The sequence below is a fragment of the Holtiella tumoricola genome (assembly GCF_027857615.1).
GTDB lineage: Bacteria > Bacillota > Clostridia > Lachnospirales > Cellulosilyticaceae > Holtiella > Holtiella tumoricola.
This window is the reverse complement of the sequence record NZ_JAQIFT010000068.1, coordinates 135,656-160,717: the sequence shown is the minus strand read 5'-3', so window position 1 is coordinate 160,717 and position 25,062 is coordinate 135,656. Positions and strand designations below refer to the sequence as shown.

The following is a 25,062-nucleotide window of genomic DNA, read 5'->3' as shown; positions in this document are numbered from 1 at the left end:
ATGGATCAAATGATGGAGCTTTTAAAAATAGGTGGACTTTCTATGGCAGTAATGTTCATGAGCATTATTTTAAAGCAGGCAGGTAAGGATAGTTATGCGAACATGGTGTCTATAGGTGGGATTACGCTTATTCTCTTGATTATAGCATCCTATATCTTACAACTCTTTGAAGTTGTAGAAACTATGTTTATGTTTTAGGAGGCGGCTATGGATATTATCAAATTAACAGGATTTGCCTTAGCGGCAGTGATCCTGGCACTTTTTGTAGGGGAGAACCATAAGACAGCAGGTAATCTGATTCGTATTTTTGCTTGTACGTTACTCTTGATTTTAATATTGCCCCAACTAAGTGTAATCTTTTCAATTATTACTGATTTATCAACTAAGATGAGTTTAGAAGATACTTATCTTAAGATTATTTTTAAAATTGTAGGGATTGCCTATATTGCAGAGTTTGGTTATCAACTTTGTAAAGATGCAGGGGAGTCAGCCATTGCAAGTAAAGTTCAACTTGCTGGGAAAGTATTAATACTGGTTCTTGCATCTCCTATTATTTTGGCACTGATTGAACTGATTACACAATTAATTTAAAAGGTGGGGTAAAAGATGCTAAAGAAAATAAGAATACCGGTATTGGTACTTCTCTTGTTCTTTTGCTTCACAATGCCGATACAAGCTTTCTCAGATGAGGTAGATGAAGAGAGTTGGATCAGTCAGCAAGAGGAAGCATTTAAGATAGAAGATCCTTTTACACAAGAGGAAGTAGAGGCGGTTGAAGAAAAAGGACAAGAAAAAGCAGCACAAGGTAGCGTGGAGATTGTAGAAACTTTTAGTGAAGAGCAGATTCAAAGTGTGCTGAAGCAACAATTTGACATTTTAAATTGGGGAGAAATCGAGAGCCTAGAAGAAGAATTAAAACAATCTGTTCCTTATTTAGAGGATTTTGATTTGAGTAGCCAAGTACTCAAGCTGATTTCTGGAGAAGAGCGTTTTTCAATCCAAGAGGTGATGGCACAAATAGGACAACTTTTCGTCAATGAATTTAATACATACTTTAAGATCATTATAAGGTTTATTTTAATTGTTATATTATGTAGTATTCTACAAATTTTAAGTAAGTCTTTTCAGTCACAAAATACTGCAAAGGCAGCCTACCTAGTATGCTATATTTTAGTTATTTTTACATTATCTCAGTCTTTAATGATGCTTGTACAAGTTGCTCAGAAGACCATTACTCAGCTGTATGAGATTATGCAGGTCACATTGCCAACTTTACTCGCCTTTATGGCTGTATCAGGGTATATTACATCCTCAAGTGCCCTTGCACCTGTTATTATAGGAACCTTTAACATTATGACTTTTATTATTCAAAAACTTGTTTTGCCAATGCTTGTAGCAGTAATTGTCTTACATGTAGTCAGCACAATGAGTGAAGAGATTAAAGTCGATAAGTTTATAGATCTATTCTATAAAGGAATTAGATGGGGATTAAGAGGCATTATCGTAATCAGTGTAGCTATTATGGGTATTTACAAAATGACCTTGCCTTATATAGATGTAGCACTTAAGAAGGGGGCCATTAATGTATCTACAGCCTTTTTGCCCATTATTGGTGATGCAAGTAAAGGGGCTATAGAGTTTATTTTATCTTGTAGTGCATTAATTAAGAATGCGTTTGCTATAGGAGTTATTATTTGGGTTGTTTTAATAGCAGCAATTCCACTTATGAAAATATTTATACATGTCATTATGTATAATGTTGTAGGGGCTTTAATACAGCCTTTAGGAGATAAGAAGATGACAGAAATAGCAGGGGTGCTTGCTAAAGGGTGTGAATTTATTCTAAGTGCAGTAGGTGTAGTTGTGGTGTTAACCATTGCTTCTATGATTATTTGTGCAAGTATTGGAATGAGTATGACTTAAAGGAGGAGGCCATGAGAAATTATTTGCTAACGATTATTTGGACAATGCTTTTTGTTGTCATTGTTGAGATGATCTTTCCAGTATCAGAGCTTAAAAAGTATTTGAAACTGGTATTAGGGTTTATTGTGCTTGTGGTGATAGCGAGTCCTTTGATTACGTTGATATCTAGTCAAGAGTGGATTCAAGGAACACCTCCTAGCGAGTATATTACCTTTTACCAAAAGCAATTTGAAGATGGAGAGTATATTCCTTATCAAGAAGAGAAAAAGAAACAAGAAGAATCTGTAAAGCAAGTTTATCAAGAACAAATAGAAAAACAACTCACAGCATTATTAGAAGCACAACTACCTGTATCAGTAGAGTCTCTAAGTAGTGAAGTGACACTAAAAGGCAGCCATATGAGCATACAAGAAATGAAAATAGAAGTCATACCACACACATCAGAATCCTTTATTACGATTGGAAATAAGAATGAAAGTGTGGTACTTAACCAAGCGTATTTAGAAAATGAAATAAAAAAATGCATAAAAGACTTCTATAATGTGGACAACGCTAATATATATATTATAGTACAAGATAGTTAATGTTGGGAGGAAAGTGCAGTGTCAGGTAATGAAGATGAAAAAAGACAATTTACCATCAATGTGAACAACGTAACCAGACCCGAAGGTACAATCAGAGATAAGCTTGAAGAAAAAGAAACAGTTAAGAAGCAGGAACCTAAAAGTGATCCGAAACTGGGGGATCTGCTAGGACAAGTGGGAAAGAAGGTTAAGGTTCCCGTAGCCGCTATACTTTTTGCACTTATTGTAGGTGGCATTCTACTCACTTATTTGCCCCAAAAGCCAAATGCACAGCCTGTTATGAGTGAAGGGAATGAAGTGGTAGAAGCAAGTACTCGAACAGCAAATACAACGAGTACGATGACTTATGAAGAGCTCCTTGAGATGAGAATGGAGACAATCCTGACAAGTCTTGATGGAGCAGGTGTAACAAAAGTAATGGTTACAACTTCTAGTTCCACAGAAAAAGTACTGGCTGAAGAAATTACACAAAATAGCCTAGATATAGATGAACTTACCCAATCAGGCAATAAAAAAACAAGTGAAAAACAAGATGTTGAAAGGAAAATCGTAAAAGAAAAAGGGGACACACCTTTCGTCATCAAAGAAAATAAACCACAAGTTGAAGGGGTTTTAGTATTAGCAGAAGGAGCTGATGATGTGAATATTAAAAATGCTATTATACAATCTGTATCATCACTTCTAGATGTCCCAGTACATAAAATTGCAGTTTATAAAATGGTTAATAACTAATTAGGGGGTCAATTGTATGTTCCAGTTTAAGAGAAATCAAGTTATTGTAACAGTTCTAGTATTCATGATAGCCATTGCGGCTTACTTAAGTTTGACAGAAGCACCAAGCAGTTTAACCGTACCAGAAGTAGCTGAAAATGAAGCAACAATCGATATTGCAGATGCAGAATTTGACCGTGATTTCTTTGATGAATTTGGTGTAATGGAAACATTACCTCCAGATTCAGAAGATGGTTTAATTGCTGTTGAAGTATCTAATCCAGATGCAACAGTAGGTCAAAAAGAAGTTGTAATTGCTAAAAAAGATTCAGAACAACAAAACGTAACAACAGTAGATAGTAAAAATGTAGATGTAAGTTATTTTGCAGAAGAAAAAATGCTTAGAGAACAAGCAAGAGCAAAACAAATTGAAGCTTTAAATGAATACGTAGCAGATCCAAACTTAGACAAAGATGCAAAATCAAAAGCTGCTAATGATCTTTTAACGATTCAAGAACGTATTGAAAAAGAAACAGGTGCTGAATCTCTTCTTCGTGCAAAAGGTTTCAAAGATGTATTTGTAAGAATGGATGAAGATACAGTAGATGTAGTCGTAAATAAAGAAGAAGCTTTAACAGATGCAGAAATTGCTCAAATCGAAGAAATCGTTCAAAGAAAAACGGGTTACACAGTAGGACAAATCAAAATTTCTTGTCTTAAAGTAAATAACCAAACAGCCAATAAATAAAAGTTATAAAGAGCCGGTACACTAATGGTGTACCGGTTTTTCTTTTTTTAAAGAATCTAATTTGCAACTTTGGTATATTTTGATATAATAAGGATAAAAGTAAGTATCTTTTAGAAAGCCAACATGTATAAATGATTGTAAGTTGGGTATTTCTATAATAAAGAAAAATGGGAGGCAATTACTGTGGAAGAAAATAAAGTGATTGATTTAGACATTAATGTAGATGGAGATACAGAATATAAAGAGGCAGGCGAAGTACAAATCGCTGATGATGTTATTGCAGTTATTACAGAAATCGCTACATTAGAAGTAGATGGCGTATGTGCTATTGCAGGTGCAAAAAATGATATCGTTCAAACTATTCGTGGTAAAAAAGCATCTAAAGGTATTAAAATTGAAGTAAATGCTGATGAAGTGCACGCAGCCCTTGCTATTATTGTAAAATATGGTATTAAAATTCAAGATACTTGTTTAAAAGTACAAGAAAAAGTTAAAAATTCTATTGAAACAATGACAGGACTTAACGTACAATCAGTAGATGTGCATGTTGTTGGGGTAGACTTTTCACAAACAAAACCTCAAGAAGAACACTAATTTGGTGAGCTAACCTTAAGAGGTTAGCTTTCGTTAATAAGGAGATAAATAATGACAAGACGTGAAGCTAGAGAACTAATTATGAAAATGCTCTATGAAGTGAGCTTTCAACCAGAAAAGGATACAGACACAATCCTTAACAATTATTTAAATGATGTAAAAGGCAAAATAAAGACTTTTATCATAGACGAATTTAAGGGCATTTTAGAACATCAAACAGAGTTAGACGAAATGATTACAAATAGTCTTGAAAACTGGTCAATCGATCGTATGGCTAAAGTAGATCATATGCTTCTTCGTATGGCAACTTATGAACTTAAATGGGGTGAAGATATCCCTGAAAAAGTTGCAATCAATGAAGCAATTGAAATTGCAAAAGTATATAGTACAGATAAATCACCACAATTTATTAATGGTATCTTAGGTAATATCGTAAAAAAAATTGAGGCATAGATATGAAAAGAAAAATTGTAGCTGTTTCAGAGATTAACCGTTATGTAAGTCGTTTATTAGAAGAAGATTATCTATTATCTGATGTATGGCTTTCAGGAGAAGTTTCTAACTGCAAATATCATCAATCAGGTCATATTTATTTTACGATTAAAGATCCATTTGGAAGTTTAAATGCGGTCATGTTCGCTAAGGATGCAGCTACATTAGATTTTATACTTAAAGAAGGCTTGAAAGTGTATGTAAGAGGGCGCATTGCGCTCTACGAGAAGACAGGACAGTTTCAGTGCTATGTATGGGAAATTGAAAAGCAAGGTCAAGGTACACTATACGAGCAGTTTGAAAGACTCAAAGGTAAACTTAGTGATGAAGGACTTTTCGACCCACATTATAAAAAAGCTATTCCAACTTATCCTAGCAAAGTAGGTATTATTACATCAGCAACAGGTGCGGCTATACAAGATATCTTAAATGTTGCCAAAAGAAGAAATAATGCCATTCCACTTTATATTTATCCAACACATGTACAAGGAGAGTATGCAACTTTAGAACTTATTGCAGCCATTGAAAGAGCCAATAAGGAAAAACTAGTAGATGTGCTTATAGTAGGGCGTGGAGGAGGTTCTATAGAAGATTTGTGGTGTTTTAACGATGAACGTTTAGCACGCTGTATCTTTGCTTCTGAAATTCCTATTGTTTCAGCTGTTGGACATGAAATTGACTTTACAATATCAGACTTTGTAAGTGACTTAAGGGCACCAACGCCCTCTGCAGCGGCAGAGTTGGTTATCCCAGATAAAGAAGCCTATCTGATGAAGTTAGAAAGAAGTCGTTCGCTGCTTAAACATCATGTTGAAAAACATTTACAAGATGAGAAAATAAGGCTTGAACGCTTACTTTCTCGTCCTGTGTATAAAAATAAAGAGAAATATTTTGCAGACCTTAGGATTACATTAGATTATAAGGTAGAAGCATTAACAAAAGGATTTGAAAAGAAATTAGCAACATACAATACCACATTAAATACACGTATTGGACAATTAGAGAAGCTTTCACCCCTTTTAACTTTAAAAAGAGGCTATAGTTTTACAACAACTGAAAATGGCAAAGTTCTTACTTCTATTGAACAAGTAGAAATAGGAAATGCTATTCATGTTGAGGTAACCGATGGCGTACTTTATGCAAAGGTAGAAAAGAAAGGATAAGAGCATGGCTAAAAAAACAACCAAGCATTTTGAAAGTGCAATGGAAGAACTTGAACAGCTCATTTATGCGTTGGAAGAAGGGAAGCTTTCATTAGATGAGAGTATAAAGAGCTATAAAAAAGGGATAGATTTAGCAGCTTTTTGTACTGAAATGTTACAACAAGCTGAACAAGAAGTTTATATTTTAGACCAGAATAAATGGAATAAGATGAATGGGGAAGAAAAAGATGAAAAATAATTTTGAAGTTTATAGAGAGCAAATCGAAAAGCATTTGAAAACAGCACTTCCAGAAAAAAGTGCAAACTTTCAAGTGCTTTATGATGCGATGCGTTATAGTCTATACGCTGGGGGAAAGCGTATAAGACCTACTCTTATGCAACTGAGCTTTGAAGCTGTAGGTGGAGAAGGAGAGATTGTACCGTACTTATGTGCAATTGAGATGATCCATACTTATTCTTTAATACATGATGATTTACCAGCTATGGATGATGATGACTTAAGACGTGGCAAACCAACTAATCATAAAGTATTTGGGGAAGCTACAGCTATCTTAGCAGGTGATGCTCTTCTTAATGAAGCCTTCACTTGGATGCTACAAGATGCTCTAGAACATGATGATATGCGTAGAGTACAGGCTGCTCATGTACTAGCAGAGGCAAGCGGTAGCGAAGGTATGATTGGCGGACAAATTTTAGATATGCAAAGTGAGAACAAAGTAATCACTTTAGAAGAACTTCAAAATATCCATATACATAAGACAGGTGCATTAATTGCAGCAGCTGTGAAAATGGGAGCAATCCTTGGAGGTGGAAGCCCAGAGGAAGTGATGGCACTTACGTTTTATGGGAAATATCTAGGTCAAGTATTCCAAATAGTAGATGATGTTTTAGACAAAACATCAACTGATGAAGAACTTGGGAAACCAGTTAAAAGTGATGTGAAAAACAACAAAAATACGTATCTTTCTTTTTATGATGTAGAGACTTGTTATAAAATTGCTGAAGAACTAACAGCTAAAGCAATTAAATGTCTTGAACGTGTACAGGGAGATACACAGTTGCTAGAAGAATTAGCAACAAGTTTAGTGCACAGGAAAAATTAAGGGGGGTATAAATGAGACAATTTACTGAAATAATGGACAACAGAATTTTATTTGCAGCACTCCTGAGTTGGCTTGTGGCACAGGTACTAAAAGTTGTTTTAACACTAGTTAATGAGCATCGCTTAGATTTTCATAAGCTGATTTCTTCAGGCGGAATGCCAAGTTCACATAGTGCAATATCTACTTCTTTGGCAATTGGAGTAGGTCAGCTTTATGGTTATGATAGTGCTTTGTTTGCAATAGCTGCTGTACTCAGTTTTATTGTAATGTATGATGCAGCCAATGTACGCCTTGAAGCAGGTAAACAAGCAGCACTCTTAAATCGTATTATTGATGTCATGCAAGACCCAAATGTTACAATGGAAGTACGTCTTAAAGAACTTCTTGGACATACACCGCTTCAAGTGGCAGCTGGTGCAGTGTTGGGAATAGTAGTGGCCTTAATTTTGATTCCTTAAATGAAAGAGTGGCGTATGCCACTCTTTTACACTATTAAATTAAATTTAAAATTAAATTTAGAAAAACGGATGGATGGAAAAATGTTGAAAACATTAGATAAAATTAAAAGTGTAGAAGATTTGAAAGCGCTAGATCTAGATGAACTTCAAGTCTTAGCAAAAGAGATTAGACAGTTTCTTGTTCAATCATTAGCTCGTACAGGAGGACATTTAGCTTCTAATTTAGGTGTTGTAGAACTCACTTTAGCGCTCCATTACATCTTTGATTCACCAAAAGATAAGATGGTGTGGGATGTAGGTCACCAGGCTTATGTACACAAGATCTTAACTGGTAGAAGAAAAGGGTTTAAAACATTACGAAAGATAGATGGGATGAGTGGATTCCCAAAACGTAAAGAAAGTGAGCACGATGCCTTTGAAACAGGTCATAGCTCAACTTCTATTTCAGCAGCTCTAGGGATGGCTGTTGCAAGGGATTTAAAAGGGGAAGATAGTCATGTCATTGCTATTATTGGAGATGGTGCCTTAACAGGAGGCATGGCTTATGAAGCAATGAATAATGCAGGGCGTGGGCATACAAACTTAATTGTTATTCTTAATGATAATGAAATGAGTATTTCAGAAAATGTAGGTGGAATGAGTAGACATCTTAATCACCTCCGTTCAAATAAAGACTATTTGCGTGCAAAAGAAGATATTGAAGGTCTACTGAATAAAGTGCCAGTGGTAGGTAGCCAACTTGTAGATGTAGTTCGTAAAACTAAAGAAGGTGTTAAAACAGTTCTTGTTGAGAATACTTTATTTGAAGAAATGGGCTTCACTTATCTTGGACCGATTGATGGGCATAATATGAATGACCTTATAGAAATTCTTAATAATGCAAAAGCTATGGAAGGACCAGTACTCATTCATGTAAAAACACTTAAGGGAAAGGGTTATAGACCAGCAGTAGAAAATCCAAGTGCTTATCATGGAGTAGGGCCTTTTGACTTTAAATCAGGTGAATTACCTAAAAAATCTAATGCATATACTTTCTCAGATGCTTTTGGCTATGCCATGGTAAGCTTAGGAGAAAAGGATGACCATATATTAGGAATTACAGCAGCCATGTCAGATGGGACAGGGTTGAGTCACTTTGAAAGACAATTTCCAAAACGTTTCTTTGACGTAGGGATTGCGGAACAACATGCAGTAACGTTTGCTGCAGGTCTTGCATCAAGTGGTTATAAACCAGTATTTGCAGTGTATTCTTCATTTTTACAACGTGCCTATGACCAAGTGTTACATGATGTAGCCCTTCAAAACTTACCCGTTGTTTTTGGAATTGACCGTGCAGGCTTAGTTGGAGAAGATGGTGCCACACACCAAGGAATTTTTGATATTGCTTTTTTAAGTAATATTCCTAATATGACTATTTTATCGGTTAAAATGCCAGAAGAAATGGAATCAGCACTTAAGTATGCTTTTAGTTTAAATTCGCCGGTAGCGATTCGTTACCCGCGTGGTACAGTAACCCTTGATAAAAAATATCAATTACCTTATACAGATGGTAAAATGGTAACCTTAGAAGAAGGAGAGAAGATCGCTCTTCTTGCTACAGGGAAAATGGTAGCACAAGCTTTAGAAATGAAAAAGTTATTAGAAGAAGAAGGCATAAATGTAGCTGTTATAGAAGCACCTTGTATTGTTCCAGTAGATGAACAAGGACTTGAAAGTATTACAAGTCAGTATCCAACGATCTTTACAATGGAAGACCATGTACTTAAAGATGGCTTTGGTGCACAAATTGCACAGTGGATGATGTTACATGGTAAAAATAATGTATTCTATAGTTTTGCGTATGAGACAGGTATTGTAGAACATGGTGATATTCCTTCACTTCTTGAGAAAGAAAAACTATCAAATCATCATATGATTACTAAAATTAAAGAAATGACAAAGAAAGAGAGAGCATAATGGCAGATAAAGAAAGACTAGATGTGCTTATTGCAAACCGTGGACTTGCGGAATCAAGAGAACGTGCAAAAGCTTATATTATGGCAGGCGTTGTATACGTTAATGGACAAAAAGAAGATAAAGCAGGATTAAAAGTAGATGTGACTGCGCAAATAGAAGTACGTGAAAAAATGCGTTACGTAAGCCGTGGTGGCTTTAAACTTGAAAAAGCTATGGCTCAGTTTCCTATTACACTCACTGATAAAATCTGTATGGACGTTGGAGCATCAACAGGTGGATTTACAGACTGTATGCTTCAAAATGGCGCCCAAAAAGTATATTCTATTGACGTAGGATATGGGCAACTTGCATGGAAGCTTCGTGAAGATCCACGTGTTGTGTGTATGGAAAAAACGAATATGCGTTATGTAACACATGAAGAAGTACCAGATGAGATTGATTTTAGTTCAATCGACGTTTCTTTTATTTCTTTGACAAAAATATTACTTCCTGTATATAATTTACTTAAAGACGGTGGAGAAGTAGGGGCACTTATTAAGCCTCAATTTGAAGCTGGTCGTGAGCAAGTTGAAAAGCATGGCGTAGTCAAAGATCCAAAAGTACACAAGCAAGTTATTATAAAAGTATGGGAATATGCTTTAAGTATTGGATTTAGTGTACATGGTCTTGATTTCTCACCAATTAAAGGGCCTGAAGGAAATATTGAATATTTAATTTACTTGAGAAAAGATGCACAAGCAGAAAGTAGCTTAGATATGGAAGGATTAGCAGAACAGGTTGTAAAAGCATCACATGATTCATTATAGGTAGGTGAGGTGAATGAAACGTATAGGGATTGTTCCAAATCTCTTAAAAGATAAAGATCTAGAAACAACCAAGTGTGTAATAGAATGGCTGCTTGAGCATGAAGCAGAAGTTTATATTGCACATCATATTGGGTGTTTGTTAGGTAAAGGTGTACACCTTGTAGAAGATGAGCAAATTTATGAAAAAAGTGAAGCCATCATTGCAATAGGTGGTGATGGTACCATTTTAAGTGTAACACAAAAAGCGTGCTTATATGATTTACCCATAATGGGAATCAATTTAGGGCGTTTAGGCTTTTTAGCAGATGTAGAAATCTCAGAAGTACAAGAGTTATTACCTAAATTAATACAAGATACTTACTCTATTGATGAACGTATGATGCTGACAGTAAAAGTGACACTCCCCTCAGGAGAAACCCATAAGTTTCAGGCTTTAAATGATATTTATGTGGCTCGAGGAAGCTCTTCTAGAATATCCGAATTTGAAATTCAAGTGAATGAACAATTTTTAGATATCTATCCTGCAGACGGTATTATTTTTGCAACACCAACAGGTTCTACAGCCTATAATCTTTCAGCAGGAGGGCCTATTGTGGCACCAAATGCACGTCAAATTATGATTACACCAATATGTCCACACTCTATTTATTCACGTGCTGTTATTGTATCAGATACAGATCGTATCCAAATTAAAACGAATAATTACGATGGTACCACTTTAGAACTGGTAGTAGATGGACAAATGAAAATGAACATTACCCCTATGCATTGTATAGAAATACAAAAGGCACCTTACACAACAAAGCTGATTAAACTTTCTGAATTGCATTTTTTTGAGATATTAAGAAAAAAAATAGTTGAGAGGCGTAAATAATCTATGGGAATGAAAGAACAAAGACAATCTAAGATTTTAAGTCTTATTCAAAAACAAGAAATAGAAACACAAGAAGAATTAGCAGAAAACCTAGAAAAAGCTGGTTTTAAAGTTACTCAAGCGACTGTATCACGTGATATTCGAGAGCTTAGATTAACAAAAGTAGCTGGCAAGAATAATGCACAAAAATATGTAGCACTTGCAAACTATGAAAACCAGATTTCTGAAAAAGTGATTCGCGTTTTCAAGGCAGGTTTTGTGTCTATGGATATCGCACAAAACATTTTAGTTATAAGAACCTTAACAGGAATGGGCAATGCAGTAGCAGCAGCTATTGATGCCTTTAAGCATGAAGAGATTGTAGGAACATTAGCTGGTGATGATACAATCTTTTGTGCAATTCGTGATATTGAAGAGATGGAAAGCGTGATTAACAAATTCCAGGAAGTTTTAAACTCTTAATAAGGAGAGATAAGATGCTTACTTGTTTACACGTAAGAAATATTGCACTTATTGAAGAGATTACACTAGAGTTTCATCCTCACCTTAATATTTTTACAGGTGAGACAGGAGCTGGAAAGTCTATGTTGATTGACTCTATTCAATTTGCAATAGGAAATAGAACCTCTAAACAAATCATTCGTAAAGGTGAGCAATGCGCTTATGTAAGGCTTACTTTTGAAGATGAAAAGGGGTTTGGAATAAGTTATTTAGAAGGTGAAGGGTATCCTTATACAGGGACTACAATAGAACTAGAACGTATTCTATATATTTCAGGACGTACAGTATATAAAATTAATGGTGTAACCTGTACAAGACAAGCTGTTAAAGAACTAGCAGCACTTCTTATTGATGTACATGGACAGCATGAGCCACAATCTTTGTTAGATGTATCTACACATATAGAAATGTTAGATAGCTTTGGAGATGAATCCTTCCATACATTAAAGGAAGAATATAAAATCCAATATATGCATCTTGTAGAGGTTAAAGCAGAGTTAGAACATATTAGCACAGATGATAGAAAAAAACTACAACTTCAAGATATGTTAGAATTTCAAATTAATGAAATTGCAGCATGTAACTTAAAAGTGGATGAAGAAGAAAACTTAAAAAGTCAATATGATATTTTGTCTCATGCAGAAAAGATTTTAATGCAATGTCAAAAAGCTTATGATGCACTTGAAGCTTCAGAAGGGCATCAAGTAGGTGCATTAGAACTTGTTGGCCGTGCTACACAACATATTCAAGATGTAAGTAACATCAATGAAGAACTGAGCAGTTTGCATACAAGGCTTCTAGCAGCAGAAGCTGAGGTGCAAGATATTACTTATCAAATGAGACGATTTGTAGATCAAATTGAATACTCACCAGAACTTTTACAAGAAATACAAACAAGATTAGATACCATTTATCGCTTAAAGCAAAAATATGGAAGTTCTATTGCTGAAATTTTATCCTATCAAGCTAGCTGTCAGAAAGAGTTAGAAGAACTACTTGGCAGTACAGAGAATAAGGAAAAACTTGAAAAGGAAGTGGATAGATTAGAGCAAGCCTTAGGCCAATTATCTAGCAAGCTCACCACTAAGCGAAATGATATTGCTAGAACGATAGAAGTTCAAATTAATGAGCATCTTCATGATCTTCAAATGCCTCATGCAGAATTTAAGGTAGCAATAGAACCTATTTCTAGCTTTAATCGCAATGGACAAGATAGTGTGGAATTCTTGATTCGTACAAATTTAGGAGAAGATATGCACGGGCTTGCTAAAATTGCATCAGGTGGAGAAATCTCTCGTGTAATGCTTGCAATTAAAACTGTTCTTGTGTTAGGAGATACTATTGAGACAGTAATCTTTGATGAAATTGATACAGGTATTAGTGGACTTGCAGCACAAAAAGTAGGTGAGAAACTTGCTGTGATTTCAAGAATGCGTCAAGTTATTTGTATTACCCATTTACCTCAAATTGCAGCTATGGGTGATCAAAATTATCTTATTGAAAAAACGGTAGTAGATAATCATACTAAAACACATTTAACAACTATTGATCAAGAAGTACTTCAAAAAGAGCTTTGTAGATTGATGGGTGGATTAATAACAGAAAGTACCTTAAATAGTGCAAAAGAATTAAAAGAGACAGCAAATACTTATAAACAAGGCATCGTATAAGCGATGTCTTTTTTTATACAAATCTTACCTTATAATAACTGAATAAATGTATTTGGAAAGGGAGAATTTAAAGATATGACAGCTTAATTGCAAAGACAGGATGTGGCATAGAATGAAAATGGACAGACAAAATAAAAAATGGGTAAGTTTTACACTACTAATCTTATGTATTGTGCTAAGTAGCCCGTTTTTGCTTTCTCATGTATTACCTAACCATATTCAACTTGCGCAAGGTTCTTCCTATGAAAAAATAGTAGAGTGGCCGTTTTGTGCAAAGCAAGCTACAAATGATAATCTTGAAATTTCTCTATTAGGTTATATACCACTTAAGACTGTGAATGTGAATGTAGTTAAAGCAAAAACAGTAGTGCCCTGTGGCCAACTTATAGGTGTTAAAGTTGATGCCAAGGGCATTTGTGTGCTTGGAACAAGTCCATTTACAGGGAAAGAGATAGAAGTATCTCCTTGTAAGAATAAGCTTATGAAGGGAGATATGATTCTTGAGGTAGATGGGATAGAGCTAGAATCTAAAGAACATTTAAAAGAACTGGTTGAGACATCTAAAGGTAAAGAAATGCAAATGAAAGTAAACAGAAAAGAAGAAATAGTTGACGTAAGCATCATTCCGGAGTATTGTGGTAGTGAAGAAGTGTACAAACTTGGTATTTGGGTTAAAGATAGTGCTCAAGGAATTGGTACATTAACTTACTATGACCCAGAGACAAATGTATTTGGTGCATTAGGACATGGTATTAATGATTCTGATATTAAAAAGTTATTACCTATTAAGTCAGGAGAGGTTACAAGAACAGCCATTACAGCAATTCATAAAGGTGAAAAAGGTGAACCAGGAGAATTAAAAGGAATTATAGAATATACACCTAAAAATATTTTAGGGAATATTGATAATAACACACCTCTTGGTATATTTGGAAGCCTTAATAAAAGAGGAGAAGATGTCTTTAAAAATACATCAATTCCTATTGCTTATCAAAATGAAATTGTGGAAGGTGAAGCCTATATCTTAAGTAATATTTTAGGTAATGAAGTAAGAAGCTATCAAGTAATGATCAAAAAGGTATCTAGATATACATCAGAACCAGCTAAAGGAATGGTGATTCAAATTACAGATCCTGCATTACTCGAAATGACTAATGGGATTATACAAGGTATGAGTGGAAGCCCAATTATACAAAATGGCAAACTTGTAGGTGCTGTAACCCATGTATTTATTCAAGATCCCACAAAAGGATATGGAATTTTCATTGAAAATATGATTAATAATGAAGTAAAATAGATATTAGTGTAAAAAAAATCAAGTATGTAAGAATATGGTATTGATTTAATTTTTATAATTAGATATAATATTATTAGATTTTGGTAAAATATTGTATTTATACGAAGTAGGGGGAGTCATTTTGCAAGAGAAAAAAATAAGAATCGTCTTAGCTGATGATAATAAAGACTTTAGTCAAATTTTAAAAGAATTTTTAAACAAACAAGAAGATATGGAAGTTGTTGGGGTAGCAGCAAATGGAATAGAAGCATGTGAACAAATTAAAGCTTTAGCACCAGATGTACTAATTCTAGATGTAATTATGCCATATTTAGATGGTATTGGTGTATTAGAAAACCTTCAAAGTATGGATCCAGATCAAAAGCCTTTAGTAGTAATGCTTTCAGCTGTAGGGCAAGATAAAATTACAGAACGTGCCTTGGCATTAGGTGCTGCTTACTATATTGTAAAACCATTTGATATGGATACATTGACAACACGTATTAGACAACTTAAAAATATGACGAGTAGCATCAGACAATCAAGTGAACCTACACCAGTAACAGCTACTTCAGCACATTCTTCATCTATTTTCCAAAATGCAGGAATTAATGTGAAGGCTCAAGCTCAACAATCACGTCCAGTAGTGACTGCACATAGCTTAGAAACTGAAGTAACAAATGTTATTCACGAGATTGGAATTCCAGCCCATATTAAAGGGTATCAATACTTACGTGATGCAATTATTATGGCGATTAACGATATGGATATTCTTAACTCTATTACAAAACAACTTTATCCAAATATCGCTAAGAACTATAATACAACACCAAGCCGTGTAGAACGTGCAATTCGTCATGCTATTGAAGTAGCATGGAGTAGAGGAAAAATGGATACTATTGATCAACTTTTTGGTTATACAGTAAACAATGGGAAAGGCAAACCTACAAATAGTGAATTTATCGCATTAATTGCTGATAGACTTCGCCTTGAACTTCAAGTAGGTTAAATAATTAAATTGATAATGACTGAAAACGTTAAAAATCCTTCTAATTTGTTGGGAAATATATTCCAATAATTAGAAGGATTTTTATTTTTAATTTAATTGACAAAAATAAAAGCATTATTATGTGAATGTTATAAAATTTAATAACATTACTTGGATTTAGTTGTATAATAGTGTAAAATAAGAGGTAAAAAAATATGAGGGAGATTCAATGATCTTAAAGGGGAAACTCTTAACTGGAGTTAGATAGTTACAAAAGAATATGAAATAAAGCATACGTCAAGTTAATTGTTAGAGGTAGAATTATCTGATCTATAGTGGTTAAGTAAAACTTTAAAATAGATACACTAAAAAGAATGGGGGCTGGCTAATGGGTGAAAAAAAGCAAGTTAAAGAGCAGCTAGCAGAAGGTTTTAGAACACTGATGCTAGAGTATCCATTTGAAAAAATTACAATTAAAATGATTACAGATAAGGCTGGGCTTATGCGTCCAACATTTTATAATCACTTTGCAGATAAGTATGAAGTACTAGAATGGATATGTAGAGAGGAACTTTTTAATGGAGCAGATTTATTGCTTAAAAATAAAATGCCAGATGCAGCCATGCAATTTTTATTTACAAAGCTAGAGAAAGAAAGGGAATTTTATTTAAGAGCTATTAAGACAGAAGGTCAGAATGGTTTTGAACAGATTTTCTGTGAAAATACACAGAGAGTGTTGCAAGAAGCTTTTGAACTCTATGCAGGAGAAGGCAAAAGTGGTGCAGGTATTTTTACAGCTGCAGGGATTGCGCAATACTATGCACAAGGTTTGACATTTATCATTAAAGAATGGTTTCATAAAGGTCTAACCTTAAGTGGGGAAGAGATGGCAAAAAACTATAGAATTCTCATTTCACATTCCTTAGTAGATATTGTAGAACAAATTATGTAATACATAGGAGTCACAAAGAAGTTTATTTATCCTTAAAATAGAGCATAGATAAGATATATTTTAAAAGCCACGACATTCGTGGCTTTTTGTATTTTCAACAAGACAATAAGGGTGGAGTGTATATGTTAAGAAGTAATAAAGGTGGCATATAATTAAACTAATTCAAGAGAAAGGAAGTGAGACGTTGAAACTATGGGAAGTCATTGTAGTAATTATTGGATTGGCATTAGAACCTTTCAATGAAGCTTTAAAAAAGGGAGCTAATCAATGGCATTTAAACAAGGTAACACTGTGCTTAGTAAGCCTTTTGTTTGCCATAATCCAAACCATTATGCTAGGCATAGGGATGATTACAATAAGTTTACTGATGGAAAATCTACATATAGAAGGCGGACTCACTTTTACTCCTTTTTTAGCAGCACTTACCTTAATTTTTTTAAGCATGAAGATGTTTCGACGTACCTTTAGAGAACATTCCTTTGTGGAAAAAAGAGAAGAAACGATGAATTATAAGGCTTTAGTAAAGTCAGCATGCATACTGGGAGTAGACGCATTAATACTAGGCATTTTACTAGCATTATTACAGCTTGCTATTATTAAAAATCTTGTACTTACTTTTTGTATTACAAGTGTATCTGTGGCACTTGGCCTTTGGATGGGCTATAGGTTAGGCATGAAATATCATGTTGTAGTGAATGGATGCAGTGGATGTATCTTATTAATTATTGCATTTAGATTAGTGATGAATTGTTTTTAAAACTATTTTTGGGAGGCGTATTTTATGCTCAATGTAAAATATCAAGTAGAAAAGACAATTTTAAAGCAAATGATTCATTATTTAAGAAAGAATCCGGAAGAAAACTTGTCAAATATTTTAAAGCTTGTACGTAAAGTGGATACAAAGTCCTACTACACAGAAATCTATGATGTACTAGAGGAACTCCTTAGTGAAGAAGATAATAATTGGATACAGCTTATGTCTAGGCTAGCAACAGAAGTGAATCCACATATATTAGAAACTGTATTCACTAATTTTTTATTAAATAGTTCAATCAAAGGATGGGAAGAGCTAGAAAAAAATCGTAAGAAATATGGTCATGATATTCCATTTACAATACTTATTGACCCCACAACAGCATGCAATAAGAAGTGTATTGGATGTTGGGCAGCTGATTATAATAAAGCATTGAATTTAAGTTGCGATGAATTAGATGATTTATTTACACAAGGTAAAGACTTAGGTATTTATTTCTATATTATGACAGGAGGAGAACCTCTTGTACGTAAAAAAGATATACTACGTTTAGCTGAAAAACATAATGACTGTGTCTTTATGATGTTTACGAATGGAACTTTAATTGATGATGCACTTTGTGAAGATTTTTGTAGGCTTGGGAATATTGTGCCAACGATTAGCGTAGAAGGTTTTGATGACGCCACAGATGGTAGACGTGGCGAAGGGTCTTGGAAAGACATTATGCGTGCAATGGATGTGATGAAGAGGCATCGTGTACCTTTTGGATTCTCAACATGCTTTACCAATCAGAATAGCGAAAGTGTACTATCAGATGCATTTATTGACCTTATGATTGATAAAGGGGCTTATTTCTCTTGGTATTTTACTTTTATGCCTATTGGATGTGGTACAGATACATCATTAATGGCAACACCGGATCAAAGGGAACAGCTTTATCGTACCATTCGTGAGTGGAGAGGGGAAAAAGCCATCTTCAATATGGATTTCTGGCATGATGCAGAATATGTTGGAGGCTGTGTAGCAGGTGGAAGAAGATACTGTCATATTAATGCTAATGGGGATGTAGAACCATGTGTATTTTGTCATTATTCCAATGCAAATATTAAAGAGGTATCACTTATTGAAGCTTTAGGTCAGCCACTTTTTATGGAATATCAAAAAAATCAACCGTTTAATTGTAACCAATTTAGACCATGTCCTATATTAGATAACTCACCAAAAATTGCAGAAATGGTTAAAAATGCTGGTGCCAAATCCACAGAGTATATTCAGCCAGAAGATGTAGAGGAGCTGGCAGCAAAGACAAAAGAGTATGGTGAGATATGGGCACAACGAGCAGAGCCATTATGGGCGGAAAATATACAACAAAAGGCGGCGAGAGAAGCTGCAAAACAAAAAGTAAAATAGATGGGAATAATGTGGAGGGCTATGTGGGGCTACTCTCTAGACAGTGTTTTAGAATATTCATGCGCACCTTCTAAAACAAGTTTTGAGAGTATTCTTATGTAGCTCTCCACTTATTAAATAGAAGACATATTGAGGTTCTACTATACAAAAAGAATGAGACAAGGTATAGTATAAGAGAAGCTTTTTGAAAGGAGTTATTAAAATGAATCAAGAAAATGAAAAAACAGTTCAACCGGAGACAGTAGAACCGATTACATACGATGAGGCGTTTAAAAAATTAGGTGCTTTTATTCAAAAGACTAGAAAAGAAGAGCGTGAACAAGAAGCAGTCAAAAGTGAGGACGATCATGCTTAAAATGAGCCATATGTTAAAGGGCATAGGATTAGCTGCCTGTGTTTTCTTCGTAGGGTGTGGCAACAATCAAGCAGATCTTAAACCTATACAGCAACAAGGACAAGTTTCAGATACAGTAGAAAGCACAACTGATGAAGACACTTCAAATACATCAAGTGAAAAACCATATCTTAATGATAATCAAGCACCAGAAGGTGTAGATTATGTGATAGGTGATGAGAACTTTGTAAATGATATGGATAAAATTTATATGGATCTCGATCAATATGTTGGTACTACATTGCAGTATGAAGGCATGGTAAAAGAAATGGATCCAGGACGTTATACGGTCATTCGTCTCTATGATATGGGACACGATGACCATGCACATGAAATTTATGTAGGATTAGATACCACTTATGATGGTGAATGGCCAGTAGATGATACGTGGGTAAGGGTTGTAGGTACCATTGGCGTTGGAGAACCAACTGAAGATGAGGAAGAAGCCTTCCCAGTTCTAAATGTAACAGAAGTAACTAAGATTTCTGCTGGACAAGCTAAGGTTAATAACTAGGACGTATATAGTATAGACTGGAGAAACAATCTTTAAATTATATAAAGTAAAAAGCTAACACCCAGTGTGTTAGCTTTTTACTTTGTTACGTATTTACTTAGTATACAGATAGTCACGAGTCATTGGAAGTTCATTGTTGACACCTTTAGTAAAGAGAATTTGATGTAAATCTACAACACCGTTATTGAAGCATGCTGCACATGAGGCAAGATACATACGCCACATGCGAATAAATTTTTCGCCAAACATTTTATGCACTTGTGGGAGGGCATTTTCAAAGTTATCTGCCCACATAAGGAGCGTTTGTGTATAGTGACGACGTAGACTTTCTATATCAATGATATAGTCGTGATAATTAGGGAGTAGACTAACAATTTCACGTAAGCTAGGAATGACCCCACCAGGAAAAATATATTTTTTAATCCAGGCATCACCAGGGGATTCAATTTGGCTACTGATGTAGTGGAGTAACACAAGTCCACCATCTTTTAATACATGATCAATACAACTCAGGAAAAGTTTATAGTGATTGCGGCCTACATGTTCTAGCATACCTACGCTTACAATACGATCAAAGCATAAATCTGAATTTGCAAGTTCTCTATAGTCCATAAGTTTAACTTCAAGATAATCTTGTAAGTTCTCTGCTTGAATACGTGCATTGAAACCATCATATTGCTCTTGACTGAGTGTAATACCTACACCATGGACTTTATAAAGTTTGGCTGCTTCAATAAGTAAATGTCCCCAGCCACATCCAATATCCAAAAGAGATTGCCCTTTTTGAAGATTCAATTTAGAAAGAATGTGATGGATTTTATTCATTTGAGCCTCATAGAGTGTATCCAGTGATGATTTAAAATAGGCACAAGAATAGCTCATAGTCTCATCTAGCCAAAGTTTATAAAAGTCATTTCCTAAATCATAGTGGCTACTTACTTGTTTCTTTTGATGGGAAGCAGAAGTAGAGGTATGAAAAAGTTCAGGTAGAAGATGAAAATGAGTATGGAAATGGTTTTTGAATTTTAGAATAGCATCTAAAGCCTCATACAAGTTACCTTCTATTTCTAAGTTACCATTCATATAGGCTTCACCAAAAGCTAATGTATAACTAAGTATAAAGTCTAATGTATGGATAGGTTCTTTTAAAATGACTTTAAAGTCTGAAGGGGTATTCCCTACTTGTACACATTCACCATCCCCAAATTGTAGTGTAAAGTTAATACCTTTAAAGTTAGAAATAAGTTCTTTAATCGGTGCTTTTTGCATGTTAATTCCTCCTTCATCTAGAAAGTATGACCGAGAATAGGAGATTTCATGCTTACATAGATAGACTTGTTATTGAAGATAGATATAATGTTATGCAGTAATAAAATAAAAAAGTTTACGAATGAAGTATATTTATATATAATGAAATAAAAGAGAGAGGCTGCCGCATTTAGGATCAATGTGCGACAGCCTCTTAGTATGAGAAAGAGGAAGATTATGGAGAGAAGAATTGACTTAACCGAAGGCCATATGGTTGGTAAGCTTATTAAGCTAGCCCTTCCTATTATGGGGACATCATTTATTCAAATGGCTTATAACATGACGGATATGATTTGGATCGGTCGTGTGGGAAGTAGTGCAGTAGCAGCAGTAGGAACAGCAGGTTTCTTTACTTGGCTTGCAATGGCATTTATTATGATTTCAAAAGTAGGAGCAGAGATTAAAGTTGCTCAAAGTATAGGGGAAAAAGATATAGAAGGAACAAAATCCTTTATTACAAGTGCAACACAACTCAACTGTGTACTTGCTATATTATATGGTATTGCTTTATTAATATTGGCGGACCCTCTTATTAGTTTCTTTAATTTAGGTGATGCACATATTATTGAAATGTCTAAAACCTATTTAATTGTTATGGCATTAGGGATGGTATTTTACTTTATGAATCCAGTCTTTACATCTATTTTTAATGGACTTGGAGATAGTAAGACACCATTTATCTTAAATACGATTGGGCTTGTTTTTAATATGATTTTTGACCCGCTTTTAATTTTAGGATTTGGTCCTATTCGAGCAATGGGTGTATTAGGTGCTGCACTTGCTACAGTTGCTGCACAAATTGTGGTAACTGTAGGTTTTATAATTGTACTGGCAAGAAGGAAAGAAAGTTACTTACATATTAATCTTTTTGCAAAAATTGATTGGCAAGCAATTAAAACATTATGTGTAATTGGATTCCCAGCAGCAATGCAAAGTGGACTCTTTACTGTATTTGCAATGGTTCTTGGACGTATTGTTGCAGTCTTTGGTCCAGTAGCTATTGCAGTTCAAAAAGTGGGTTCTCAAATTGAAGCCATTTCTTGGATGACAGCAGGTGGATTATCTACTGCTCTTGGTACCTTCACGGGACAAAATTATGGTGCAGAGAAGTATGATCGAATTGAAAAAGGCTACCGCATTACAATAGGTTTATCTATTGTACTTGGTATTTTTGCAACCATTTTACTTGTAGGCTTTGGAGGAAGTTTATTTAAAATCTTTATTCCAGAAGCTGATGCTATTGCTGGAGGAGAAGTATACTTGCGTATATTAGGTTACTCACAGTTGTTTATGTGCATTGAAATTACAACAACAGGTTTATTTAATGGACTTGGTAGAACGTATATTCCATCAATTATGGGTATTATACTAACAGGTGCACGTATTCCTATGGCTTATATTTTATCAAGACCGGATGTTTTAGGAATAGATGGGGTATGGTGGAGCATTACGATTAGTAGTATTCTAAAAGGTATTGTCATCGTAGGGATTTTAATTTATTTAGTAAAACGTAACAAACTTTATAGAGAAAAAATTAAATAAAAAGGGGGTGTTGAAAAAACATCCCCTTTTTGCTATATTCAAGGCAAGCCTACTTTTTTAGATAGGGTAAAAAGTTGATATGAACTTTTTTCTGTAATAGGGTAGCAGCAATAGAAAGTAACAGTATAATAGATAAGCAAGGAATAGATAAAAAATAAACAAAAACAAATAAAATATAAATAGAAAGTTAGAGTGTAAAAATGAAGTATTCAAATTGTATAAAGGCAACTTTTATAAGTCGCCCCAACCGTTTTATTGCTTATTGTGAAATAGAAGGGCAAGAAGTTAAGGTCCATGTGAAAAATACAGGGCGTTGTAAAGAACTATTAATTCCAGGTGTGACAGTATATCTAGAACATAGTGATAATCCAAATCGCAAAACAGCTTATTCATTGATTGCTGTACAAAAAGGTGAGCGGTTAATCAATATGGACTCTCAAGCACCCAATAAAGTCGTTTATGAAGCGTTGCAAAGTGGGGCACTATGTCTTCCTGGACTTGAAGGGGAAATGACGCTTATACAACCAGAAAAGACGTATAAAGAATCCAGATTTGATGTATATATTGAAACAGAAGTAGAGCGTGCGTTTGTAGAAGTTAAAGGGGTAACCCTTGAAGAAGATGGTGTTGTACGTTTTCCAGATGCACCTACAGAACGTGGGAAAAAGCATTTATATGAGTTAATGGATGCAGCCGCAAAGGGTTATAAGGCTTATGTAGTCTTTGTGATCCAAATGGAAGGAGTACTTTACTTTACACCAAATCGCATAACTCATGCGGCTTTTGCAGATGCTGTAGCCGAAGTAAGTAGAAAGGGAGTACAGATTTTGGCTTACGATTGTCAAGTAACGCCAGATACCTTAGTGCTCGGTCGGCCTGTACCTGTTAAAATTTAGTTAGAAATGAATAGAAGTGTGATAAATAGGTTATAAATAACTCAAAATGCCAGTAAGCTATAGATGCATAATGGAAGGGAGTTATTCTGATGAAAGAAAATTATTATCCACTTTTTAAACGATTAATTGAAGCTTACACAGAAGGTGATTTTAAGGAAACAGTTGATCAAATGCTTAAAGAAGAGTTTGAAGATGATCAACAAGGAAGAGAAGTTTTGGCTGCATTGTGTGGTATAGATATTAATACGCTAAATCCCGATGCATTTACTTATGAAATAGCAGATGCTATTACTAAAAATCAAGTTTATACAAAAATTGTTCAAAAGGTACATCATTGTGGTGAAGATTGTGAATGTATAGAAGGCCAATCTAAATGCCAAAGTGTATGTCCTTTTTCCGCTATTATGAAAGATCTTGATAGTGGTGATAAATGGATTGATTCTGAGCTTTGTATGAATTGTGGACGTTGTGTAACCGTCTGTGACAAAGGTAATTACATGGATTTGAAACAATTCTTGCCACTTTATGAATTATTAAAAACAGGTGAAAAAGTGATTGCAATAGTAGCACCAGCCATTGCAGGGCAGTTTGGAGAACAAGTGTCTCTCGATCAGCTCAGAGAGGCGTTTATTAAAATAGGTTTTACGGATATGATGGAGGTTGCAGTAGCTGCTGATGTACTAAGTTTGAAAGAAGCATTAGAATTTAGTGAACATGTTAAGACAAAAGATGATTTACTGATTACTTCTTGTTGCTGTCCAATATGGGTAGCAATGCTTAGAAAGGTTTATCAAGATTTAGTGAAGTATGTAAGCCCTTCAGTTTCTCCAATGGTTGCGATGGGAAGAATTATTAAAAAACTTAATCCAGATGCAAAGGTTGTCTTTATAGGCCCTTGTATTGCAAAGAAATCAGAGGCTAAGGAACCAGATATAGCAGATGCAGTAGATTATGTATTAACTTTCCAAGAAGTTGAGGTAATCTTTGACGCCTTTAAAATAGATGTTCATACTTTAGAAGGTGTACCAACCATTGACTATGCATCAAGAGGCGGGAGACTTTATGCACATACAGGTGGTGTTTCACAAGCTGTATATGAAATCGTAGAAGAAATTTTCCCTAAAAAGAAAGAACTTTTTAAAGCGATTCAAATAGATGGTGCTGCTAATTGTAAACAGTTTTTAAATAAATTTGAACAAAGTAATAACGATATTACTTTTGTAGAAGGTATGGGATGTATTGGTGGCTGTGTAGGTGGGCCTAAAGCTATTGTAAATAAAGAAATAGGTAAAGAGGCTGTAGATAAAGTGGCTTATGAATCAGCTATAAAAATACCTGTTCATAGTGAAGTATTAGTAAGGCTTTTTGAACAATTAGACATTCATAGTGTGGAGGATTTAAAAGCTAAATCTAGCTTATTTGAACGTAGTTTTGAATCATAAAGT

Annotated in this window: 28 protein-coding genes; 27 read left to right on the top strand and 1 reads right to left on the bottom strand. The window is 34.7% G+C overall.

The annotated features are described in order from the left end of the window. The 24 genes from PBV87_RS20080 (at position 1) to PBV87_RS19965 (ending at position 19,871) form a co-directional block, all read left to right on the top strand. Entirely contained in the window at positions 1–198 is a 198-nt protein-coding gene (locus PBV87_RS20080) for a stage III sporulation AC/AD family protein (RefSeq protein ID WP_053985423.1), read from the top strand. Positions 199–207: 9 nt separating this feature from the next. Beyond that, complete coding sequence (gene spoIIIAD / locus PBV87_RS20075; protein ID WP_053985422.1) at positions 208–591, top strand: stage III sporulation protein AD; 384 nt, start codon at positions 208–210, stop codon at positions 589–591. A gap of 15 nt (positions 592–606) precedes the next feature. Further along, on the top strand, positions 607–1,923 hold the full coding sequence (locus tag PBV87_RS20070; RefSeq protein WP_271013490.1) for a stage III sporulation protein AE: 1,317 nt from the start codon (positions 607–609) through the stop codon (positions 1,921–1,923). Positions 1,924–1,934: 11 nt separating this feature from the next. Further along, entirely contained in the window at positions 1,935–2,507 is a 573-nt protein-coding gene (locus PBV87_RS20065; protein WP_271013489.1) for a stage III sporulation protein AF, read from the top strand. Positions 2,508–2,525: 18 nt separating this feature from the next. Further along, positions 2,526–3,239, top strand: a complete 714-nt coding sequence (locus PBV87_RS20060) for a hypothetical protein (RefSeq protein ID WP_053985419.1) — start codon at positions 2,526–2,528, stop codon at positions 3,237–3,239. Positions 3,240–3,255: 16 nt separating this feature from the next. Then, positions 3,256–3,966, top strand: coding sequence for a SpoIIIAH-like family protein (locus PBV87_RS20055; RefSeq protein WP_053985418.1), 711 nt, complete (start codon positions 3,256–3,258; stop codon positions 3,964–3,966). Between the two features lie 183 nt (positions 3,967–4,149). Beyond that, the gene (locus PBV87_RS20050; protein ID WP_053985417.1) at positions 4,150–4,560 is read left to right on the top strand and encodes an Asp23/Gls24 family envelope stress response protein; all 411 of its coding nucleotides are present in this window, start codon (positions 4,150–4,152) and stop codon (positions 4,558–4,560) included. Between the two features lie 51 nt (positions 4,561–4,611). Continuing rightward, positions 4,612–5,013, top strand: coding sequence for a transcription antitermination factor NusB (nusB, locus tag PBV87_RS20045; protein ID WP_053985416.1), 402 nt, complete (start codon positions 4,612–4,614; stop codon positions 5,011–5,013). 2 nt (positions 5,014–5,015) lie between these two features. Further along, complete coding sequence (xseA, locus tag PBV87_RS20040) at positions 5,016–6,215, top strand: exodeoxyribonuclease VII large subunit (RefSeq protein ID WP_271013488.1); 1,200 nt, start codon at positions 5,016–5,018, stop codon at positions 6,213–6,215. Positions 6,216–6,219: 4 nt separating this feature from the next. Then, positions 6,220–6,453 carry an exodeoxyribonuclease VII small subunit gene (gene xseB / locus PBV87_RS20035; protein WP_053985414.1) on the top strand — a complete coding sequence of 78 codons (234 nt, stop codon included), beginning with the start codon at positions 6,220–6,222 and terminating at the stop codon, positions 6,451–6,453. Beyond that, on the top strand, positions 6,443–7,318 hold the full coding sequence (locus PBV87_RS20030; protein WP_271013487.1) for a polyprenyl synthetase family protein: 876 nt from the start codon (positions 6,443–6,445) through the stop codon (positions 7,316–7,318). Before xseB ends, PBV87_RS20030 begins: the two co-directional genes overlap by 11 nt. A gap of 11 nt (positions 7,319–7,329) precedes the next feature. Beyond that, positions 7,330–7,776: a divergent PAP2 family protein gene (locus tag PBV87_RS20025; protein ID WP_053985413.1), complete on the top strand. Its 447-nt coding sequence runs from the start codon at positions 7,330–7,332 to the stop codon at positions 7,774–7,776. After that, entirely contained in the window at positions 7,777–9,732 is a 1,956-nt protein-coding gene (dxs, locus tag PBV87_RS20020) for a 1-deoxy-D-xylulose-5-phosphate synthase (RefSeq protein ID WP_271013486.1), read from the top strand. It begins immediately after the preceding gene. Then, positions 9,732–10,538: a TlyA family RNA methyltransferase gene (locus PBV87_RS20015; protein WP_053985412.1), complete on the top strand. Its 807-nt coding sequence runs from the start codon at positions 9,732–9,734 to the stop codon at positions 10,536–10,538. Before dxs ends, PBV87_RS20015 begins: the two co-directional genes overlap by 1 nt. A 13-nt stretch (positions 10,539–10,551) precedes the next feature. Next, complete coding sequence (locus tag PBV87_RS20010) at positions 10,552–11,412, top strand: NAD(+)/NADH kinase (RefSeq protein ID WP_053985411.1); 861 nt, start codon at positions 10,552–10,554, stop codon at positions 11,410–11,412. A 9-nt stretch (positions 11,413–11,421) separates the two neighbouring features. Further along, positions 11,422–11,874, top strand: coding sequence for an arginine repressor (gene argR / locus PBV87_RS20005; protein ID WP_053986354.1), 453 nt, complete (start codon positions 11,422–11,424; stop codon positions 11,872–11,874). Between the two features lie 14 nt (positions 11,875–11,888). Then, positions 11,889–13,583 carry a DNA repair protein RecN gene (recN, locus tag PBV87_RS20000; protein WP_271013485.1) on the top strand — a complete coding sequence of 565 codons (1,695 nt, stop codon included), beginning with the start codon at positions 11,889–11,891 and terminating at the stop codon, positions 13,581–13,583. 118 nt (positions 13,584–13,701) lie between these two features. Next, positions 13,702–14,880 carry a SpoIVB peptidase gene (gene spoIVB, locus PBV87_RS19995; protein ID WP_271013484.1) on the top strand — a complete coding sequence of 393 codons (1,179 nt, stop codon included), beginning with the start codon at positions 13,702–13,704 and terminating at the stop codon, positions 14,878–14,880. Between the two features lie 121 nt (positions 14,881–15,001). After that, the gene (gene spo0A / locus PBV87_RS19990; RefSeq protein ID WP_053985408.1) at positions 15,002–15,868 is read left to right on the top strand and encodes a sporulation transcription factor Spo0A; all 867 of its coding nucleotides are present in this window, start codon (positions 15,002–15,004) and stop codon (positions 15,866–15,868) included. A gap of 367 nt (positions 15,869–16,235) precedes the next feature. After that, positions 16,236–16,799 carry a TetR/AcrR family transcriptional regulator C-terminal domain-containing protein gene (locus tag PBV87_RS19985; protein WP_271013483.1) on the top strand — a complete coding sequence of 188 codons (564 nt, stop codon included), beginning with the start codon at positions 16,236–16,238 and terminating at the stop codon, positions 16,797–16,799. 184 nt (positions 16,800–16,983) lie between these two features. Further along, positions 16,984–17,556 carry a manganese efflux pump gene (locus PBV87_RS19980; RefSeq protein ID WP_271013482.1) on the top strand — a complete coding sequence of 191 codons (573 nt, stop codon included), beginning with the start codon at positions 16,984–16,986 and terminating at the stop codon, positions 17,554–17,556. Between the two features lie 24 nt (positions 17,557–17,580). Next, positions 17,581–18,963 (top strand): radical SAM/SPASM domain-containing protein, encoded by a 1,383-nt coding sequence (locus tag PBV87_RS19975; protein WP_271013481.1) that lies wholly within the window; start codon positions 17,581–17,583, stop codon positions 18,961–18,963. A 202-nt stretch (positions 18,964–19,165) separates the two neighbouring features. Beyond that, positions 19,166–19,318, top strand: coding sequence for a hypothetical protein (locus PBV87_RS19970; RefSeq protein ID WP_154668845.1), 153 nt, complete (start codon positions 19,166–19,168; stop codon positions 19,316–19,318). Further along, positions 19,299–19,871: a TIGR03943 family putative permease subunit gene (locus PBV87_RS19965; protein ID WP_198524933.1), complete on the top strand. Its 573-nt coding sequence runs from the start codon at positions 19,299–19,301 to the stop codon at positions 19,869–19,871. Before PBV87_RS19970 ends, PBV87_RS19965 begins: the two co-directional genes overlap by 20 nt. Before the next feature lie 93 nt (positions 19,872–19,964). On the opposite strand, the gene PBV87_RS19960 is transcribed toward PBV87_RS19965, so the two are convergent. Continuing rightward, a complete protein-coding gene (locus tag PBV87_RS19960; RefSeq protein WP_301335136.1) occupies positions 19,965–21,140 on the bottom strand; it encodes an SAM-dependent methyltransferase in 1,176 nt (391 codons plus the stop codon). A gap of 216 nt (positions 21,141–21,356) precedes the next feature. Here PBV87_RS19960 and PBV87_RS19955 point away from each other — a divergent pair, with 216 nt between their 5' ends. The 3 genes from PBV87_RS19955 (at position 21,357) to PBV87_RS19945 (ending at position 25,059) form a co-directional block, all read left to right on the top strand. After that, positions 21,357–22,721 (top strand): MATE family efflux transporter, encoded by a 1,365-nt coding sequence (locus PBV87_RS19955; protein WP_271013480.1) that lies wholly within the window; start codon positions 21,357–21,359, stop codon positions 22,719–22,721. 200 nt (positions 22,722–22,921) lie between these two features. Beyond that, positions 22,922–23,617: a DNA/RNA nuclease SfsA gene (gene sfsA, locus PBV87_RS19950; RefSeq protein WP_271013479.1), complete on the top strand. Its 696-nt coding sequence runs from the start codon at positions 22,922–22,924 to the stop codon at positions 23,615–23,617. A gap of 89 nt (positions 23,618–23,706) precedes the next feature. Further along, positions 23,707–25,059, top strand: coding sequence for a [Fe-Fe] hydrogenase large subunit C-terminal domain-containing protein (locus PBV87_RS19945; protein ID WP_271013478.1), 1,353 nt, complete (start codon positions 23,707–23,709; stop codon positions 25,057–25,059). Positions 25,060–25,062: the final 3 nt, after the last annotated feature.

Bases quoted from the DNA above. Each gene is read 5' to 3' on its own strand.
- dxs (WP_271013486.1), top strand. From the start codon at position 7,777: ATGAAAGAGTGGCGTATGCCACTCTTTTACACTATTAAATTAAATTTA.
- PBV87_RS19945 (WP_271013478.1), top strand. From the start codon at position 23,707: ATGAAAGAAAATTATTATCCACTTTTTAAACGATTAATTGAAGCTTAC.
- spoIVB (WP_271013484.1), top strand. From the start codon at position 13,702: ATGGACAGACAAAATAAAAAATGGGTAAGTTTTACACTACTAATCTTA.
- PBV87_RS20025 (WP_053985413.1), top strand. From the start codon at position 7,330: ATGAGACAATTTACTGAAATAATGGACAACAGAATTTTATTTGCAGCA.
- PBV87_RS19960 (WP_301335136.1), bottom strand. From the start codon at position 21,140: ATGCAAAAAGCACCGATTAAAGAACTTATTTCTAACTTTAAAGGTATT.
- PBV87_RS19955 (WP_271013480.1), top strand. From the start codon at position 21,357: ATGGAGAGAAGAATTGACTTAACCGAAGGCCATATGGTTGGTAAGCTT.
- PBV87_RS19970 (WP_154668845.1), top strand. From the start codon at position 19,166: ATGAATCAAGAAAATGAAAAAACAGTTCAACCGGAGACAGTAGAACCG.
- PBV87_RS20010 (WP_053985411.1), top strand. From the start codon at position 10,552: ATGAAACGTATAGGGATTGTTCCAAATCTCTTAAAAGATAAAGATCTA.
- sfsA (WP_271013479.1), top strand. From the start codon at position 22,922: ATGAAGTATTCAAATTGTATAAAGGCAACTTTTATAAGTCGCCCCAAC.
- argR (WP_053986354.1), top strand. From the start codon at position 11,422: ATGAAAGAACAAAGACAATCTAAGATTTTAAGTCTTATTCAAAAACAA.
- PBV87_RS20080 (WP_053985423.1), top strand. From the start codon at position 1: ATGGATCAAATGATGGAGCTTTTAAAAATAGGTGGACTTTCTATGGCA.
- PBV87_RS20070 (WP_271013490.1), top strand. From the start codon at position 607: ATGCTAAAGAAAATAAGAATACCGGTATTGGTACTTCTCTTGTTCTTT.
- PBV87_RS19985 (WP_271013483.1), top strand. From the start codon at position 16,236: ATGGGTGAAAAAAAGCAAGTTAAAGAGCAGCTAGCAGAAGGTTTTAGA.
- PBV87_RS20030 (WP_271013487.1), top strand. From the start codon at position 6,443: ATGAAAAATAATTTTGAAGTTTATAGAGAGCAAATCGAAAAGCATTTG.
- PBV87_RS20015 (WP_053985412.1), top strand. From the start codon at position 9,732: ATGGCAGATAAAGAAAGACTAGATGTGCTTATTGCAAACCGTGGACTT.
- PBV87_RS19975 (WP_271013481.1), top strand. From the start codon at position 17,581: ATGCTCAATGTAAAATATCAAGTAGAAAAGACAATTTTAAAGCAAATG.
- PBV87_RS20065 (WP_271013489.1), top strand. From the start codon at position 1,935: ATGAGAAATTATTTGCTAACGATTATTTGGACAATGCTTTTTGTTGTC.
- nusB (WP_053985416.1), top strand. From the start codon at position 4,612: ATGACAAGACGTGAAGCTAGAGAACTAATTATGAAAATGCTCTATGAA.
- spoIIIAD (WP_053985422.1), top strand. From the start codon at position 208: ATGGATATTATCAAATTAACAGGATTTGCCTTAGCGGCAGTGATCCTG.
- PBV87_RS20055 (WP_053985418.1), top strand. From the start codon at position 3,256: ATGTTCCAGTTTAAGAGAAATCAAGTTATTGTAACAGTTCTAGTATTC.
- xseB (WP_053985414.1), top strand. From the start codon at position 6,220: ATGGCTAAAAAAACAACCAAGCATTTTGAAAGTGCAATGGAAGAACTT.
- recN (WP_271013485.1), top strand. From the start codon at position 11,889: ATGCTTACTTGTTTACACGTAAGAAATATTGCACTTATTGAAGAGATT.
- xseA (WP_271013488.1), top strand. From the start codon at position 5,016: ATGAAAAGAAAAATTGTAGCTGTTTCAGAGATTAACCGTTATGTAAGT.